This window comes from Paraburkholderia sp. D15 (assembly GCF_029910215.1).
In the GTDB taxonomy this organism is placed as follows: Bacteria; Pseudomonadota; Gammaproteobacteria; order Burkholderiales; family Burkholderiaceae; genus Paraburkholderia.
In genome coordinates, this window is sequence record NZ_CP110395.1 from 4,177,486 (window position 1) to 4,194,071 (window position 16,586).

Genomic DNA, 16,586 nt, shown 5'->3' on the forward strand with positions numbered 1-16,586 from the left:
TTCCAGCACGGAAATCACTTTACTGTGCGTTGACCCGCTTGCGCGCGTTGGCCGACGCCACTGCCGTCATGTTGATGATCCGGCGCACGGTCGCGGCCGGCGTCAGGATGTGCACCGGCTTTTCCGCGCCGAGCAGGAACGGACCGACCGTCACGCCTTCGCCGCCGATCATCTTCAGCAGGTTGTACGTGATGTTCGCCGCTTCCACGTTCGGCATGATCAGCAGGTTCGCCTCGCCGCTCAGCGTCGTGCCCGGGAACGCTGCCTTGCGCACCGCTTCCGACAACGCTGCGTCGCCGTGCATTTCACCGTCGATTTCCAGCGTCGGCGCACGTTCCGCGATCAGCTTGCGGGCCGCGGCCATGCGTTGCGACGACGACGACGGCGCGCTGCCGAAGTTCGAGTTCGACAGCAGCGCAACCTTCGGCGTGATGCCGAACTTCTCGATTTCGCGCGACGCCAGCATGGTCATGTCGGCGAGTTGCTCGGCGGTCGGCGTTTCGTTCACGTAGGTGTCGCAGATGAACAGATTGCGGCCCGGCAGCATCAGCAGATTCATCGCGGCGAAGTTCTGCACGTTGTCCGCCTTGCCCAGCACCCGCTCGATGAACTTCAGGTGCGTGTGGTACTGGCCGATCATCCCGCAGATCATGCCGTCCGCTTCGCCGAGGCTCACGAGGATCGCGCCGATCAGCGTGTTGAACTTGCGCATCGCGGCCTTCGCGACGTCCGGCGTCACGCCTTCGCGCGCGCCGAGTTCGTGATACGCCTGCCAGCACTGCTGATAGCGCGGATCGTCTTCCGGATCGACGATCTCGACGTCTTCGCCGCACTTGAGCTTCGAGCCCATTTTCTTCAGACGCATTTCGATCACCGACGGGCGGCCGACCAGAATCGGCTTGGCGATCTTTTCCAGCAGCACGAATTGCGCGGCGCGCAGCACGCGTTCGTCTTCACCTTCCGCGAAGACGATGCGTGCCGGTTCCGACTTCGCCGCCGCGAACACCGGACGCATCACCATGCCGGTGCGGTACACGGTGGTGCCGAGTTCTTCGCGATACGCGTCCATATCTTTGATCGGACGGGTGGCGACGCCCGAATCCATCGCCGCTTGCGCGACGGCCGGCGCGATCTTGATGATCAGGCGCGGGTCGAACGGCTTCGGAATCAGGTATTCCGGACCGAATTCGAGCGAGTGGCCTTCGTAGGCCTTCGCGACTTCGTCGCCCTGATCGGTTTCCTCGGCCAGCTCGGCGATCGCGCGCACGCACGCGAGCTTCATTTCTTCCGTGATCGTGGTCGCGCCGACATCCAGCGCGCCGCGGAAGATGAACGGGAAGCACAGCACGTTGTTGACCTGGTTCGGGTAGTCCGAACGGCCGGTCGCGATAATGCAGTCCGGGCGCACCTTCTTCGCGTCTTCCGGGCGGATTTCCGGCTCCGGATTCGCCAGCGCGAGAATCAGCGGCTGCGTACCCATCTCGGCGACCATCTCCGGCTTCAGCACGCCGGCGCTCGAACAGCCCAGAAACACGTCGGCGCCGCGAATCGCGTCGGCGAGCGTACGCGCTTCGGTGTTCGCCGCGTAACGTTCCTTCGACGGATCGAGGTTGCCGCGGCCTTCGTAGATCACGCCCTTGGAGTCCGTGACGAGCACGTTCTTCTTCGACAGGCCGAGGTTCACCAGCAGGTCCAGACAGGCGATCGCCGCGGCGCCCGCGCCCGAACACACCAGCTTCACTTCGTCGAGCTTCTTGCCGACCACTTTCAGGCCGTTCAGGATCGCCGCCGACGCGATGATCGCCGTACCGTGCTGATCGTCGTGGAAAACCGGAATCTTCATGCGCTCACGCAGCTTCTTCTCGATATAGAAGCACTCGGGCGCCTTGATGTCTTCGAGGTTGATGCCGCCCAGCGTGGGTTCGAGCATGGCGATCGCTTCGACCAGCTTGTCCGGATCGGACTCGGACAGTTCGATGTCGAACACGTCGATGCCGGCGAACTTCTTGAACAGGCAACCCTTGCCTTCCATCACCGGCTTCGCGGCGAGCGGGCCGATGTTGCCGAGACCGAGCACCGCGGTGCCGTTCGTGATCACGCCGACCAGGTTGCCGCGCGAGGTGTACTTCTGCGCGTCCAGCGGCTCCTCGTAGATCGCCATGCAGGCCGCGGCGACGCCCGGCGAGTACGCGAGCGACAGGTCGAGCTGGTTCGACAGCGGCTTGGTGGGCGTGACCGAAATCTTGCCGGGTTTCGGATTCTGGTGGTAGGCGAGAGCGCTTTGCTTAAGTTGTTCGTCCATTTTTTGGCCTGCGAGACGTAAGTAATTGGGCCCGACACAATGCACCGCTGACGACGCTTCCATCTTTCGAATGGATGATCGATTGAGGCGGTTTACGCATGCGCCGGTTGGGCGCGGCGTCGAACCTCGGTGGAGGACGAAACGGTGCGGAGTGCTACGCGGGTCGGTTAGTGTACACCCCGAATGCGTCGATGCACTGACCGGTTAACGCGGCGCGCCATCGGCGGAACAATGGTGCAGCGCCGCATCCGGCGGGGGTTTGGCGGACGTGGAAGTGGATGACGGCAGTGTGTCGGGCGACGTTCGCGCTCAGTCGAGTTCGGCGCCGCGCCGCTCGGAGATCAGGCACAGCGTCGCGAAAATATCGAGCAGATAGATCGACGCCAGCACGGCCAGCGCGGCGCCGAACGAGTACCGCGCCGCCAGTGCGCCGACCGCGACCGGCCCGAAGCCGCCGACCGCCCGGCCGATGTTGAACAGCACGTTTTGCGCGGTTGCGCGCGCCTCGGTCGGATAAAGCTCCGAGATCAGCGCGCCGTATCCGCCGATCATCCCGTTGACGAACACGCCCATCGCCGCGCCGCCGATCAGTAGCGCGCCCGGCGTGCTCAGATGCGCGTAGACGAACACCATCGCCACGGCCCCGGCCTGATAGAACAGGAAGGTCGGCTTGCGGCCGAAGCGGTCGGCGGCGACGCCGAACAGCCAGATGCCGGCCGCCATGCCGAGCACCGTCACCGCCGTCCATACGCCGGACTTCGTCAGCGAATAGCCGAAGGTCCTGGACAGATAGCTCGGCAGCCAGATCATCAGCCCGTAGTAGCCGAAGTTTTGCACCGAACACAGAATCGCGACGCCGAGGCTCGCGCGCGTGGTGCGCGCGTCGGCGACCAGCAGTTTCAGCGGCAGCTTGCGCGCGCCGCGTGCCGCGCGTTCGGTGAAGAGCGCCGGCTCCTCGACGCGGCGTCGCACGAAGAACGACACGACCGCCGGCAACAAGCCAAGCGCGAACATGCCGCGCCAGCCGATCACCGGCAACAGCAGCGGCGTGAGCAGCGCGGCGGCCAGCACGCCGAGCTGCCATCCCAGCCCAACGTACGACGACACCCGCGCGCGCTGCGCCGCCGGCCACGCCTCGGCGACCAGCGTCATGCCGATACCGAATTCGCCGCCCAGTCCGATTCCCGCGATGGTGCGGTAAGTCAGGAGATCGGCATAGCCTTGCGCAAGCGCGCACAGACCGGTGAAGACCGCGAAGATCAGGATCGTCCACGTCAGCATCCGCACGCGGCCGAAGTAATCGCTCAACACACCGAAGATCAGACCGCCCGCGACCGCGCCGATCAGCGTCCAGGTCACCAGCGAGCCCGCCTGCGCCGAATTCAGATGCAGATCGGCGGCGATCGCCGGCAGCATGAAACCGAGTATCAGCAGATCGAAGCCGTCCATCGCATAGCCGAGCACCGCGGCGAGCAAGGCGCGGCCGGCGTGGCCGGGCCGGATGGAAGCGCGGGTGTCGGTGGGGGAAGTGGCGGCGGTCATCGAAAGCATTCCGTAGGCGAAGAACGGCACAGGCGGCGGCCGTTGGGCAAATTCGCGAGAGTGTAAAGGCGCCCCTCGCGGCTCACAAGCAAACAGAAACACGGCCATTGCTGACGTGGGCAGGGTCGGGTGTCCTCGCGAAATCACCCGCCAGCGGCACCACCAAACTTGCCCGCGCCGTCGTCGACAGCATTCGCCCACTTGCGCGCTTATGGCCGCCATTCGGCGCCGCAGCGCACAAGAGCCTCCTGGAAAGGGGCTGTTTCGGGTAAAATGTCGGGCTACGCGCGCAGCAAAACCGGCCTGCCCTCCGCTCGCCGGCAGCGTATTCGCCTATCAAGGCGCCGTCGTCAGGCGGACATACTCCCCTTGCTGCGCCACCGGGCCCCGCGCCCGCTTCTCCCCCGCTCACTCCCAAGGATCCGCCCATGACAGGCTTCGATCGCCAGACGATCTCCGACACGACCGCCAAGATGCTGCTGGAAGTTCAGGCAGTGCACTTCAACGCGGAGAAACCGTACATCTTCACGTCCGGCTGGGCGAGCCCGGTTTATATCGACTGCCGCAAGCTGATCTCGTATCCGCGCGTGCGCCGCGGCCTGATGGAAATGGCTGAAACCACCATCCTGCGCGACGTCGGTTACGAGCAGATCGACGCGGTGGCCGGTGGCGAAACCGCCGGCATCCCGTTCGCGGCCTGGCTGTCCGACCGCCTGATGGTGCCGATGCAATACGTGCGCAAGAAGCCGAAGGGTTTCGGCCGTAACGCGCAGATCGAAGGTCTGCTGACCGAAGGCCAACGTGTGCTGCTGGTCGAAGACCTGACCACGGACAGCCGCAGCAAGATCAACTTCATCAACGCGCTGCGCACCGCCGGCGCCACGGTGAACCACTGCTTCGTGCTGTTTCACTACAACATCTTCAAGGAAAGCGTGTCGGTGCTGAAAGACATCGACGTCGATCTGCACGCGCTGGCCACGTGGTGGGACGTGCTGCGTGTCGCGAAGGACAACAAGTACTTCGATACGAAGACGCTCGACGAAGTGGAGAAGTTTCTGCATGCGCCGGCTGAATGGTCGGCCGCGCACGGCGGCGCTACCTCGACGCCGCAGTAAGCGATTCGGGAACCGCTTCAGCCGGCAACCGGTTGAAGCGCGAGCCACCTGAGCAGGCTCGAATCAAAAAGGGCTGCCTGTCTTGTCGACAGGCAGCCCTTTTTCTTGCCACGCGTTTTTCATTCAGCGCGCTTTCATTCGTCATGCGCGCCGCGCCGCCCGCGCGCCTACTCAGTCTTGCCGGAATCCTCGACCGAATTCGACGACAGATTCAGCAAGCCGTTGCTCTGCGCATACTGGAACAGTTCCGAATCGCGCTCGATGCCGAGCTTGCGCATGGCCGTGTTCTTCTGCGTGCTGATCGTCTTGATGCTGCGGTTCAACTGCTCCGAGATTTCCTTGATCGTCATGCCGGACACGAACAGGCGCACCACCTCCAGTTCGCGGCGCGACAGCATCACTTCGTCGGTCTTGCCGCCGGCATTCATTCGCAATGCATCGAGCGAAGCCTTGACCGACGGGCTCATGTATTCGAGCTTGCGGCTCACGTGCTGCACCGCCAACCCGATATGGCTCAGATCGTCCGACTTGTTGACGACCGAGGTCACGCCCAGTTCGCTGAGCCGCTTGAGCAGCGCAGCGTTCTCCAGCATCGTTAGCACGACGATGGGAAGGTTCGGGAAATTGCGGCGCAGGTAGCCGATCAACGGCAGCCCGTCGCCATACTGGCCGCCCGGCATCGCAAGGTCGGTGACGAGCACGTCGCACGGCACGGTTTGCAGCAGTTTGATCAATTCGGTGGACTGGCGTGCGCGCGCAACGACCTCCAGGCCGGGGAACTTGAGCAAAGCCTGTTCGGCGCCGAACAGAATTACCGGATGGTCATCGGCGATCACGACCCTGACAGGATCTTGCATGGCCCTCCCCTCGACGGCTAAAACTCTCTCAAGAACTTCTGACATATTTTTCTATTCTAGGAAACGCAAACGGATGGGAACGCGGTCCGTGGCACGCGCGGACGATTCTTCCGACTATAGCCGATTTCCCACCCGCAATTTCGGCGAGCGGCAAGAATGATGTATCGCAGAGCTAATGTTAGACACGATTCGACCTTGGGGCACAAAATAGGGACAATGATGACGGCGAGGATCATCGCCTCGTGCCCCCACAGGAGAACCGGCACATGCGCCTGCGTTGCCTGGTTGTTTCGCTTGTTTCGCCGCTCCGCCGCATGCCGCCGCCCGTCGGCGCGGCACTGGGATGGGTGTCGGGTTTGACGCTGGGTTTGATGTTATCGGCGGCGTTCAGCTCAAACGCGCGCGCCGAGAACCCGTTCACGCTCACCAGCGCCAGTTTTCACGCAGGCGCCACGGTGCAGGCCGCACAGGTTTTCAATCAGGACGACTGCAAAGGCGGCAACCGCTCGCCGCAATTGACGTGGCACGACGCGCCGCCCGGCACGCGCAGCTTCGCCGTGACGATGTTCGACGAGGACGCGCCCGGCCGCGGCTGGTGGCATTGGGCGGTTGCCGGCATCCCGGCGACGGTGCAGAGCCTGCCCGAGAACGCGAGCTTCTCGGGTTTCCTCAGCAAGCTCGGCGCGGTCGAGGCGCGCAACGATTTCGACGTCGACGGTTATGGCGGCCCGTGTCCGCCGCCGGGCAAACCGCATCGCTACATCGTCACCGTATATGCATTGAGCACTGCCGATCTGCGTCTCGCGCAGGGCCGCCCCGCGCTGATGTTCGATCACGAGATCAATACCGCCACGCTCGGCTTCGCGCGGATGGTGGTGAGCTACGGGCGTTGAGGTGAGTGTGAAGTTGAAGGCTGCGGCGACGCTGGGTGGCGGCTCACGCCTACGCCTGCATCTGCGGATACGGGCGAATCACCTCGTCGCCGCGTCCGATGGCCCGACCTTTGCATCGAAATTCCGCTCACACGGAATTTCTGTCATCCGCGCACGCTAACGTGCAGTCGAGTGCCCTGTCGTAGGCTGGCAAGCTGGCTGCCGCAAAATCGCACGCACCGTTGCCGTGCCTTTTCCGATCCTGTTTCCCTTTGCTGGAGAGCGTCATGTCGAAGATCGTCATCGTGTATCACAGCGGCTACGGCCACACGAAGAAGGCCGCCGAGGCGGTGCTGGCGGGCACCCTCGAAGCGGGCGCCGACGCGCGCCTGCTGCCGGTCGGTGAAATCGACGACGCGGGCTGGGCCGAACTCGCGGCCGCCGATGCGATCATCTTCGGCGCCCCGACCTACATGGGCGGCCCCTCCGCCGATTTCAAGAAATTCGCCGACGCGAGTTCGAAGCCGTGGTTCGGCCAGACCTGGAAGGACAAGATCGCCGCCGGCTTCACCAACTCGGCGACCATGAACGGCGACAAGTTCTCGACCATCCAGTACTTCGTCACGCTGGCGATGCAGCACAGCATGATCTGGGCGGGCACCGGCATGATGCCGTCGAACACCAAGGCGGCCACCCGCAACGACCTGAACTACGTGGGCGGCTTTACCGGGCTGCTGACGCAATCGCCGGCCGACGCATCGGCGGACGAAGCGCCACCGGCTGGCGACCTGGAAACCGCGCGGATGTTCGGCGCGCGCATCGCCGCCGTGACCGCGCGCTGGCTCGCGGGCGCGCCGCGCTAAGTACCCGACGCAACCGGCCGCCCGCCCGGGCGGCAACGCCCGCCTTCCCGCCGTCAACAGGTCACGCCGATGTCACGTTCGGCGCGCATCGTGTTTTTTCGCCCTGCTTTTTACCTGTTTCGCACGCCCGCGGCCGTCCGGTCTTAAAATAGCGTTCCGGCGCCGAGTCGCGCCCCGTTTCCAGCAAGCCAGTGAGATCGAGATGAGTACGAAAGTTTTTGTCGACGGACAGGAAGGCACGACCGGCCTGAAGATTTTTGAATACCTGTCGCAGCGCGCCGACGTGGAAATCCTGCGCATCGAGGAATCGAAGCGCAAGGACATCGACGAGCGTCGTCGTCTCATCAACGCGTCGGACGTGACCTTCCTGTGTCTGCCGGACGTCGCGTCGCGCGAATCCGCGTCGCTGGTCGACAACGATCGCACCGTGCTGCTCGACGCCAGCACCGCGTTCCGCACGTCCGCCGACTGGGCGTACGGCCTGCCCGAGCTGGCCCGCTCGCAGCGCGAACGTCTGCGCACCGCGAAGCGCATCGCCGTGCCGGGCTGCCACGCGTCGGCCTTCGTGCTGGCCATGCGTCCGCTCGTGGAAGCGGGCGTGGTAGGCGCCGATTTCGCCGCGCATGCGTATTCGATCACCGGCTACAGCGGCGGCGGCAAGAAAATGATTGCCGACTACGAAGCCGGCGGCAACGACAAGCTCAAGAGCCCGCGCTCCTATGCGCTCGGTCTGACGCACAAGCATCTGCCGGAAATGGCCGCACACACCGGCCTGAAGTCGGCGCCGGTCTTCACGCCGATCGTCGGCGATTTCTACAAGGGTCTGGCGGTCACCACATTCTTCTCGCCGGGCCAGCTGACCAAGAAGACGACGCCGCAGGACGTGCAGGCGCTGTTCGCCGAGTACTACGCGGGCGAGGCCTTCGTGCACGTCGCGCCGTTCGACGCGGAAGCGAACCTCGACGGTGGCTTCTTCGACGTGCAGGCGAACAACGACACCAACCGCGTCGACCTGTTCGTGTTCGGCAACGAGGAACGCTTCGTCACGGTCGCGCGACTGGATAACCTGGGCAAGGGCGCATCGGGCGCGGCGATCCAGTGTATGAATCTGGCCATCGGCGCGGACGAGGAAAGCGGTCTGAATCGCTAAACCCACATAACGGAAAACCACGCCGCTTCGTCGGCGTCGGGTCGCTCAAAAAGCCGGTCTGCATAGACCGGCTTTTTTGTTTTAAAAAAGATGCGCGCTGAATTCCACTTCGCGTCTTTAATCAGTAGTAGCCCGTATTACTTAAAAAATCAAAATCGGACTACCGCGCTTCAGCCGGTAATTCATTCCTCAAAATGACTCGCGCCGCATAGTTTTCCGCCTAGGGAAATTACGGTCTTTTGCGCGAACGATCGTTCGAAGATGATAGAGCCATTTTGCTGAAACGCCTGCCTGGTAAGGCGCGTGCGGCGCGGCGCCATAGCCGTCATCCATCATGAATTTATTTTTTGTTTAAAAGGGCTGGCAGCGTCCACGCTGTCTGCACCTGGCAAACACTGCGCTGTTTGAATCGACCTTTTTAGACGCCTCATTCAATTGACAGGCATTAAGCGCGCAGCGAAATTAGTTCGCACAATTACATGAAGGGAGACAGCAGCATGGCGCACGCCATTACAAAAGGCCTGGCGCTGGCTCTTGCCACGGCCCCATTGCTCATTGCATGTGGCGGCGGCAAGGCCAGCGATCCAGGCGCAGTTAACGCGCCGCAGTGCTCGGGCGCGAGTTGTGGCGTGCAAGGTCCGCCGGCGAGCGGGTCGACCGCGGCGCTGTGTCCCGCGACGGCCGACATCGGCAACACGACGTTCCTCGGCGGCGCCGGCAGCGGCGAAGTCGTGCAGTTGAACATCAACGCGACGGCGATGACGTACACGCTCAAGTGGCTCGAGTCGCCGATCCCGCTCACCAGCGCCAGCGTCTCCCTCACGCGTAAAGGCACGCAGATCACCGGTGCGGTCATTCACCCGCCGACCGGCGCGCTGCCCACCGCCGAACAGATCCGCTGCGCGTTCATTCTCGGCGCGGGCACCGGCACCGCGTCCGACGGTTCGACCTACACCACGCCCGATTTCGTCAACAACCCGAATCCGCCGATGATCCTCGTCGGCCAGGGCGTCGCGGGCGGCGGCATTCCCGGCGCGACCGTGCAGTACGCGGGGATTCTCGGCATCGGCGCCGTCAACAAGCGGCACTTCGACTTCTATCCGTTCCTCGGTTTCGCCAGCACGACGACCGACATCACCAAACTGCCGGGCACCTATAACGGCCTGCTCTATCACCTGTCGCCGACCGCGAACTACGAGACCGTCGCGACCAACTCCGTCGAAACCTTCGACGCCAGCGGCAACTGCACGTCGCCGAGCGCGTCCGGCTGCCTGTCGACGGGCAACGCGCTGACGCTGAACAGCAACGGCTACTTCGACAGCATCAACCCGCCGCAGATCGTGCCGAGCGGCGGCAATCCGGCGCCGCTGCGGACCGGCAACTACGGCACCGCGCACATGATCCTCGGCCAGATCAACGGCGCCACGGTTCCGCTCGTCGTGCGCACCGGCTTTGTCGACACGAGCAACCTGCTCAACCTCAAGGTCGACGACGAATCCGGCATCGCGATGCTCGCGGCGGCCACGCCGCTTGCGTCGGGCGGCTTCGACGGCGGCTACGTCGGCGCGGATTCGAACTTCAAATACACCGCGACCTTGATCCAGGGCGGCGTCGGCACGTTCATCAATCCGAGCACGTCGGGAGCGGAAAGCGGCTTCGGCCTCGGCTACGGATTGCCAAGCCCCGGACTCGTCGGCGTGCAGGACACCAACGGCAAGACCGGCTTCGCGATCGCGTCGGGCGGCCTCTATGCCATCGCGATCCAGGGTGTCGAGAACGGCGGCATCACGTCGACGTCGGCCAATTCGGATACGCCGAGCACGCCTTATTTCGGCATCGGCGCGCAGATCAGCAAATAGACACGCAACACGCTGAGCAAGATAGGCATGGCAGTTCGCGGTATGCAGCACCACTAAAGCAAAAGGTGGCCGGTCTGGGAGCCGGCCACACACAACGAGAAAATACTGGAGGCGGTATGCAATGGAAATTCCTTTCGGTGCTCGCTCTTGCAGCACCGTTGCTGGGGGCATGCGGTGGCGGTAGCGGGGGCGACGGGCCGGTCACCGAAGTGCGTCTGTGTCCGTCATCGCTCGACTACACGACCACCTTCACGGGCGGCGGCGGCGACGGAGAACTGGTCAAGCTGAATCTCGACACGACGAAGATGACGTGGCAGATCACCTACGTCGAATCGCCGATTCCGGCCGCCACCGGCACGGTCATGCCGACGCGCGCCGGTCAGACCGTCAACGGCACGCTGACTCAGGAAACCTTGCTGCCGACCAACAAGCTCAATCAGTGCGCGTTCCGGCTGAACGGCGCGAGCCTCGATCCGAGCCGGCCCGCGCGGATTTTCGTCGGCGAAGGTGTGGCAGGCGGCACGATCCCGGGCGCGGAGATTTCGTTCGCGGGGGTGCTCGGCGTCGGCGCGGTGCCGGACACGACGTTCCCGTACTACCCGTTCATCGGTTTCTCGTCGATCGAAACGAATATCGCGAACGTGGCGGGCACCTATAACCAGCTCGGTTATCACCAGGTGCCGTCGCAGAAATTCCTGCCGGTCGCGGTCGACTCAAAGATCACGATCAACGCGGACGGCACGTGGACCGAGTGCGACAACTCCGGCGTGAATGCCGGCAAGTGCCAGCAGCCCGGCAGCAACTTCGCGCAGTCGGCAGACGGCAGCGGCGCATTCCAGACCAACAACTTCCAGGGTCAAGCGACGCCGACGCTGGCGACGACCCCGGAAGCGCGCGGCTACATGATCGTCGGCAAGCTGCGTGGCCAGTTGGTCCCGATCCTCGTGCGCACCGGCGCGGCGAACTCGTCGGTCACCACGCCGGTCAACGGCGCGCTGGGACCGTACGCGGACGACGAGTCGGGCATCTCGATTCTGTCGCCGCAAAGCTCGGTGACGGTGAACTCGCAAAACGGGGAATACATCGGCGTGGATAGCCAGTTCGACTATCGCACCACCGCGCTCGAAGGCACGCAAGCCACGCTGCTCGATCCGTTCAACGCGTCGCAGGCATCGCTCGCGACCGCGCTGAATCTGAACTTCACGCAGACCGTGCCCGGCGTGGTCACGACGACGCAAGTCGGCGCGACGACCGGCTCGACGCCGACCGGCAAGATGATCTTCACGGGTGGCGTGTTCGGCTACCTCGATATGACCAACGCGGCCTCGCCGTACTTCACGGTGGGCGCCTTCGTCCAGTAATGGACGCCGCCCGCGCCGCCAACCCGCAACGAGGCGTTCGCGCCCCGGCTGCCGCGCGGAGTATCCGCGCCGCGGCCGGCGTCTACCGACTATCCCGCGCAACCGCCGGCTCGCGAAGCCGCAGCCGGACGCTGCGCGCGATAGCCGCGACGAGCGCCCGAGGAGAGACAACATGAAAAAACTCTGTTTCGCGTTACTGACCGCCTGCCTGTCCGCCAGCGCCTTCGCCCAGCACGCGGGCGACAACGTCGCCGTGCTCGGCTGGTTTCACGTGATGCCGCAGGATTCGAGCACGCCGCTCACCACCAACGTCGCGCCGACGCCGATCAACACGCCGCTGCGTCTGCCGAATTCGTTCACGTCGGCGGGCACCGGTCTGTCGACGAACAACGCCGATACGGTCGGCCTCGTGTTCAGCCATTACCTGACCGACCACATCGCGGTGACGACGGTGGCGGGCGTGCCGCCGGTGTTCAAGATCTACGGTCACGGCACGATCCAGCCGCCCGGACCGGCGGGCGCGCTCGGTCAGCAAAATCTGGGCGATCCGCAGGCCAATCCGATCGTGAAGAGCGTGCGTCAGTGGAGCCCGGCGCTGCTGTTCCAGTACTACTTCAACGAGCCGACCGCCAAGTTCCGGCCATTCGTCGGTATCGGCGTGTCGTATAACTGGTTCTCCGACGTTCAGCTAAGCCCGAATTTCGTGTCGTCGACGCAGAACAACCTCGGTGCCATTCTGGCCGCGGGCGCCGGCAAGCCGGGCCAGACGACGGTGTCGGCCAAGGCGTCGTCGTCGTGGCAGCCGGTGTTCAACGCAGGTCTCGCGTACAACATCACGGATCACTGGGGTCTGGTGGCATCGGTCACGTATATCCCGCTGAAGACCACGTCGTCGGTGATCATCAAGGCGGCGGACGGCACGGAACTCGGCGTCTCCAAGGCCGAGCTGAAGGCCGATCCGATCATTTCGTTCCTGGCGGTGTCGTACAAGTTCTAGGCGCTTGCCGCTTCGAACCCGCTTGCCTGGCTCTGGGCCGCAACAATGCGCGGCCCTCACGCGACAAAGCCGGCGCTCCTTTCGGGGCAGCCGGCTTTGTCGTTTCTGCGTGACCCAAGGTCACTTCGCACGTGGCAAAGTCTTCGGGAAATTCAGGGCAAAAAAAAGCCCGCCTAGTTTGGCGGGCTGAATCCATATCAGAGGAGACATGGAGGAGACAAGACGGACTATAGCAAATGGTTTGGTGCGGCGCAACATTCAAATTAGGGATGACCCTTTATGTTGTTTTTTAGCAACGATTTTCTTGATTTCAGATAGATCGCATTGACGCCGCCGGGCCATCAGCGACGTGGCGCAGCATTTAATGCCGCACCAGCGCCATCATCGCGCCGAATCCGACGAACACGCCGCCCGTCAGCCGGTTGAACATTTTCGCGACGCTCCGGCTCTTCAACTTCGTGCCGATGCGCGTGCCGAATCCCGCGTAGACCAGATACCAGCTCACCTCGATCACCGCGAAGGTCGCGACCAGCACGCCGAACTGCGGCAGCTTGGGCTGCGCGGCATCGATAAATTGCGGCAGCAGCGCCGCCGCGAACAGGATCGCCTTCGGGTTGCTGCCGGCGACGAGGAAGCCGTTGCGGAACAGCGCGACGCGCGAGCGCGCGGGTTTGGCGGCCAGGACGTCGGCTTCGCCGGCGGCGGCTTCATCCGCCGGCGCGCGCCACGCCTTGACGCCGAGATAGACCAGGTACGCGGCACCGGTCAGACGCAACGCGTTGAACATCGCGGGCCACGCGGCGAGCACCACGCCGAGTCCCGCCGCCGACACCGCCAGCATCAGCACGAGCGCCGACAGGCAGCCGGCCATCGTCGCGCTGGAACGGCGTAGTCCGTGCTGGGCGCCGTGCGTCATCACGAGCAGCATGTTCGGACCGGGGATCGCGGAAACGACGAAAACAGTGGCGACGAACAGCCACCAGGTATGCAGAGTCATCGGGAAAGCGGCATGAAGGAATGGGCGGACATTATGCCCGCCCGTGCCATTTCGCGAGTTCGACCGCCTCTCCTAGCGTCCCGCGCGGCGTGCCGCCACCTGCCCCAGCACCGCGAAATCCTTCTCCCCGTCGCCGTGGGCAACCGCTTCGAGCAGGCTGTCACGTACCACGCTGGCGATCGGCAACGGCGTGGTCACCGCGTCGGCGGCGGCGAGCGCGAGGCGGATGTCCTTCAGGCCGAGACGGGCCTTGAACATCGCGGGTTCGTATTGCTGCTCGGCGATCATCTTGCCGTAACCCGCGTAGACCGGACCCGGCAGCGGGCCGCTCGTGATCACGTCGAGGAAGTCCTGCATCGCGACGCCATGGCCGGTCACCAGCGTGGCAGCCTCGCCGAGCGCTTCGACGGCTGCGCCGAGCATGAAGTTGGCGGCCAGCTTCATCACGTTGGCCTGCTGCGGCAGCGAACCGATGCGCCACGTCTTCTGCCCGATCGCGTCGAAAATCGGCTGCACGCGATCGATCGACTCCGCCGGACCGCCTGCGACGATCGTCAGCTTCGCCGCCGCGGCCACATCGGGCCGCCCCAGCACCGGCGCGGCGACGTAGTGAATGCCGCGCGACGCATGGGCCGTCGCCAGCTCCTCGGCGAGCGCCACCGAAATCGTCGCCATGTTCACGTGAATCAGACCGCGCGACGCGTGCTCCAGCAGCGACGCGGTGATCACTTCGCGCAATGCGGTGTCGTCGGCGAGCATCGAGAACACGGCATCGCCGGCAAACGCTTCGGCCGGTGTCGCGACGATTCGCGCGCCCGCTTCGGCGAGCGGCTGCGCGCGCTCCGGCGAACGGTTCCACACCCGCACCTGGTGCCCGGCTTTCAACATGTTTGCAACCATCGCGGCGCCCATCTCGCCGAGACCGATAAAACCGATGTCCATCTCTTGCTCCGTCTTCTAAAGAACTGGAAGTAAAGCACACTCATGCGACACCCGCAGGACAGCGCGCAGTCAAACGCGGTGCGATACTGCGTGCATGGTCACCGCGACTTTCCGTTTCTACGAGGAACTGAACGACTTTCTCGCCCGGCCGCTGCGCCGGCGCGCGTTCGATTACGCCTGCGCGCAAGGCGCCACCGCCAAGCACATGATCGAAGTTCTCGGCGTACCGCATACCGAGGTCGAGCTGATCCTGGTGAACGGCGAATCGGTCGGTTTCAATCACCCGTTGTCGGACGGCGACCGCGTGGCCGTCTATCCGAAGTTTGAAGCGCTCGACATCCAGCCGCTGCTGCGCGTGCGCGAGCGACCGTTGCGCGTGATGCGCTTCATCGCCGATGCGCATCTCGGTGGCCTCGCGCCGCTGCTTCGGCTGGCCGGCTTCGACACGCTCTACGACAACCACTACCCGGACGCCGACATCGAAGCGCTCGCCGCCGCGCAGCAGCGCGTCGTCCTGACGCGCGATCGCGAGCTATTGAAACGCCGCAACATCACGCACGGCTGCTACGTACGCACGCTCAAGCCGCGCGAGCAATTGCGCGAAGTGTTCGAGCGGCTCGATCTGGCCGGCAGCGCGAAGCCGTTCCGCCTATGCCTGATGTGCAACGCGCCGCTGCGGCGCATTGCGAAGGAAGAAGTCGGCAGCCGTGCGCCGGACGGCGTGCTGCAGCGGCACTCGCAATTCGTCACCTGCGACGTCTGCCTGCGCGTGTTCTGGGAAGGCACGCATTGGCAACGCATGCGCGCGCTGATGGACAGCATGGCTGCCACACCGGACGGCGCCGGGTGAATCTCGACGGCGCGATGCGTACAATGCGGGATTACCTATCCGGCAGAGGCTTTTCCCATGGCAATGAAAAAAACCGACCTTGAAAAGAACAAGGCACTGAAGTTGAACAACGCAATGAAGCTGTCCACCGCCGATCGCTTCGGCAAAGCGGCCGCGGCCGAACCGAAGCTCGATCGCCGCGAACAGCGCAAGCTCGATCAGGCGCAAGGCCTGGTGGCATTCGCGTGCAAGCTGAATAGCGAACTGGTCGACGAATTGAAGACGCGCGCCGCCACGCATCCCGACGGCATGACCGGCTTGCTGAATGAAGTCGTCAAGCGCGGCCTGGCGGGCTGAGCGTCGACGGTATATCGACCCGGGCGCCAACGCACCGGCGATAAAGCGCCGTGAAATCCGGCGCGGCATGCAACGCTAAACGCAGCACAAAACGCAGCACAAAACGCGACACAGAATGCAAAAAGGCCAGAGCTGATGCTCTGGCCTTTTTGCTGGCAACGCCTGATCCGAACGCTTGCGACGCACTCGCCTGACGGCGCACTGCACGCAACGCGCATTCGGCTCGCCCGACGAATCGGGCCGACGCTTAGTTTTGCGTGCCCTTGTCGTTCGTGCCTGCCGCCGAAGCTGCAGCAGCAACCGGAGCGCGCTTGCCGTGCGACTTCAGCTTCTTCACGTGATGCTTCTTCGGCGTGCTAGCTGCTGCAGCCGGTGCCGCTGCGTCCGATGCTTGTGCGAAAGCTTGAACGGAAACCAGCGCGATCGATGCTGCTGCGAGCGAGACGATAACTTTTTTCATGTGTTGTTCCCCAAACCTGGACGACTGAGTCAATGTGAATGAAATAGTTGCACGGTGAAGCAGTCAGCGCTCGGGGCGCCTTC

At 64.0% G+C, this 16,586-nt stretch carries 15 protein-coding genes; 9 read left to right on the forward strand and 6 right to left on the reverse strand.

What is annotated here, in order from left to right; translation table 11 throughout:
- Window positions 1–19: 19 nt before the first annotated feature.
- Both LFL96_RS18285 and LFL96_RS18290 read right to left on the reverse strand, forming a co-directional pair.
- Window positions 20–2,302 (reverse strand): NADP-dependent malic enzyme, encoded by a 2,283-nt coding sequence (locus tag LFL96_RS18285; RefSeq protein WP_280996586.1) that lies wholly within the window; start codon window positions 2,300–2,302, stop codon window positions 20–22.
- Between the two features lie 309 nt (window positions 2,303–2,611).
- A complete protein-coding gene (locus LFL96_RS18290; RefSeq protein ID WP_280996587.1) occupies window positions 2,612–3,844 on the reverse strand; it encodes an MFS transporter in 1,233 nt (410 codons plus the stop codon).
- Between the two features lie 428 nt (window positions 3,845–4,272).
- On the opposite strand from LFL96_RS18290, the gene LFL96_RS18295 reads away from it, so the two are divergent.
- A complete protein-coding gene (locus LFL96_RS18295; protein ID WP_280996588.1) occupies window positions 4,273–4,959 on the forward strand; it encodes an orotate phosphoribosyltransferase in 687 nt (228 codons plus the stop codon).
- A 167-nt stretch (window positions 4,960–5,126) separates the two neighbouring features.
- Here LFL96_RS18295 and LFL96_RS18300 read toward each other — a convergent pair whose 3' ends face one another.
- Window positions 5,127–5,816, reverse strand: a complete 690-nt coding sequence (locus tag LFL96_RS18300) for a response regulator (RefSeq protein WP_280996589.1) — start codon at window positions 5,814–5,816, stop codon at window positions 5,127–5,129.
- 266 nt (window positions 5,817–6,082) lie between these two features.
- Between LFL96_RS18300 and LFL96_RS18305 the strand changes: the two genes are divergently transcribed.
- The 6 genes from LFL96_RS18305 (at window position 6,083) to LFL96_RS18330 (ending at window position 12,918) form a co-directional block, all read left to right on the forward strand.
- Window positions 6,083–6,709 carry a YbhB/YbcL family Raf kinase inhibitor-like protein gene (locus tag LFL96_RS18305; protein ID WP_280996590.1) on the forward strand — a complete coding sequence of 209 codons (627 nt, stop codon included), beginning with the start codon at window positions 6,083–6,085 and terminating at the stop codon, window positions 6,707–6,709.
- 266 nt (window positions 6,710–6,975) lie between these two features.
- Window positions 6,976–7,551, forward strand: a complete 576-nt coding sequence (locus LFL96_RS18310) for a flavodoxin family protein (RefSeq protein ID WP_280996591.1) — start codon at window positions 6,976–6,978, stop codon at window positions 7,549–7,551.
- A 202-nt stretch (window positions 7,552–7,753) separates the two neighbouring features.
- Window positions 7,754–8,701, forward strand: a complete 948-nt coding sequence (argC, locus tag LFL96_RS18315; protein WP_280996593.1) for an N-acetyl-gamma-glutamyl-phosphate reductase — start codon at window positions 7,754–7,756, stop codon at window positions 8,699–8,701.
- Between the two features lie 497 nt (window positions 8,702–9,198).
- Window positions 9,199–10,560, forward strand: a complete 1,362-nt coding sequence (locus LFL96_RS18320) for a DUF2957 domain-containing protein (protein WP_280996594.1) — start codon at window positions 9,199–9,201, stop codon at window positions 10,558–10,560.
- Window positions 10,561–10,676: 116 nt separating this feature from the next.
- Entirely contained in the window at window positions 10,677–11,921 is a 1,245-nt protein-coding gene (locus LFL96_RS18325; protein ID WP_280996595.1) for a DUF2957 domain-containing protein, read from the forward strand.
- A gap of 172 nt (window positions 11,922–12,093) precedes the next feature.
- The gene (locus LFL96_RS18330) at window positions 12,094–12,918 is read left to right on the forward strand and encodes an OmpW family outer membrane protein (RefSeq protein ID WP_280996596.1); all 825 of its coding nucleotides are present in this window, start codon (window positions 12,094–12,096) and stop codon (window positions 12,916–12,918) included.
- 361 nt (window positions 12,919–13,279) lie between these two features.
- On the opposite strand, the gene LFL96_RS18335 is transcribed toward LFL96_RS18330, so the two are convergent.
- Window positions 13,280–13,915 (reverse strand): LysE family translocator, encoded by a 636-nt coding sequence (locus LFL96_RS18335; RefSeq protein WP_280996597.1) that lies wholly within the window; start codon window positions 13,913–13,915, stop codon window positions 13,280–13,282.
- Window positions 13,916–13,987: 72 nt separating this feature from the next.
- Complete coding sequence (locus tag LFL96_RS18340) at window positions 13,988–14,857, reverse strand: NAD(P)-dependent oxidoreductase (protein ID WP_280996598.1); 870 nt, start codon at window positions 14,855–14,857, stop codon at window positions 13,988–13,990.
- A gap of 94 nt (window positions 14,858–14,951) precedes the next feature.
- On the opposite strand from LFL96_RS18340, the gene LFL96_RS18345 reads away from it, so the two are divergent.
- The gene (locus LFL96_RS18345; protein WP_280996599.1) at window positions 14,952–15,707 is read left to right on the forward strand and encodes a Mut7-C RNAse domain-containing protein; all 756 of its coding nucleotides are present in this window, start codon (window positions 14,952–14,954) and stop codon (window positions 15,705–15,707) included.
- A gap of 57 nt (window positions 15,708–15,764) precedes the next feature.
- Window positions 15,765–16,043, forward strand: a complete 279-nt coding sequence (locus LFL96_RS18350) for a hypothetical protein (RefSeq protein WP_280996600.1) — start codon at window positions 15,765–15,767, stop codon at window positions 16,041–16,043.
- A gap of 247 nt (window positions 16,044–16,290) precedes the next feature.
- On the opposite strand, the gene LFL96_RS18355 is transcribed toward LFL96_RS18350, so the two are convergent.
- Window positions 16,291–16,503 (reverse strand): hypothetical protein, encoded by a 213-nt coding sequence (locus LFL96_RS18355; protein WP_280996601.1) that lies wholly within the window; start codon window positions 16,501–16,503, stop codon window positions 16,291–16,293.
- Window positions 16,504–16,586: the final 83 nt, after the last annotated feature.

Excerpts from the sequence above, each read along its gene's own strand:
- LFL96_RS18295 (WP_280996588.1), top strand. The coding sequence starts at position 4,273 with ATGACAGGCTTCGATCGCCAGACGATCTCCGACACGACCGCCAAGATG.
- LFL96_RS18320 (WP_280996594.1), top strand. The coding sequence starts at position 9,199 with ATGGCGCACGCCATTACAAAAGGCCTGGCGCTGGCTCTTGCCACGGCC.
- LFL96_RS18340 (WP_280996598.1), bottom strand. The coding sequence starts at position 14,857 with ATGGACATCGGTTTTATCGGTCTCGGCGAGATGGGCGCCGCGATGGTT.
- LFL96_RS18305 (WP_280996590.1), top strand. The coding sequence starts at position 6,083 with ATGCGCCTGCGTTGCCTGGTTGTTTCGCTTGTTTCGCCGCTCCGCCGC.
- LFL96_RS18330 (WP_280996596.1), top strand. The coding sequence starts at position 12,094 with ATGAAAAAACTCTGTTTCGCGTTACTGACCGCCTGCCTGTCCGCCAGC.
- LFL96_RS18310 (WP_280996591.1), top strand. The coding sequence starts at position 6,976 with ATGTCGAAGATCGTCATCGTGTATCACAGCGGCTACGGCCACACGAAG.
- LFL96_RS18290 (WP_280996587.1), bottom strand. The coding sequence starts at position 3,844 with ATGACCGCCGCCACTTCCCCCACCGACACCCGCGCTTCCATCCGGCCC.
- LFL96_RS18350 (WP_280996600.1), top strand. The coding sequence starts at position 15,765 with ATGGCAATGAAAAAAACCGACCTTGAAAAGAACAAGGCACTGAAGTTG.
- LFL96_RS18355 (WP_280996601.1), bottom strand. The coding sequence starts at position 16,503 with ATGAAAAAAGTTATCGTCTCGCTCGCAGCAGCATCGATCGCGCTGGTT.
- LFL96_RS18325 (WP_280996595.1), top strand. The coding sequence starts at position 10,677 with ATGCAATGGAAATTCCTTTCGGTGCTCGCTCTTGCAGCACCGTTGCTG.
- LFL96_RS18345 (WP_280996599.1), top strand. The coding sequence starts at position 14,952 with ATGGTCACCGCGACTTTCCGTTTCTACGAGGAACTGAACGACTTTCTC.
- LFL96_RS18335 (WP_280996597.1), bottom strand. The coding sequence starts at position 13,915 with ATGACTCTGCATACCTGGTGGCTGTTCGTCGCCACTGTTTTCGTCGTT.
- argC (WP_280996593.1), top strand. The coding sequence starts at position 7,754 with ATGAGTACGAAAGTTTTTGTCGACGGACAGGAAGGCACGACCGGCCTG.
- LFL96_RS18285 (WP_280996586.1), bottom strand. The coding sequence starts at position 2,302 with ATGGACGAACAACTTAAGCAAAGCGCTCTCGCCTACCACCAGAATCCG.
- LFL96_RS18300 (WP_280996589.1), bottom strand. The coding sequence starts at position 5,816 with ATGCAAGATCCTGTCAGGGTCGTGATCGCCGATGACCATCCGGTAATT.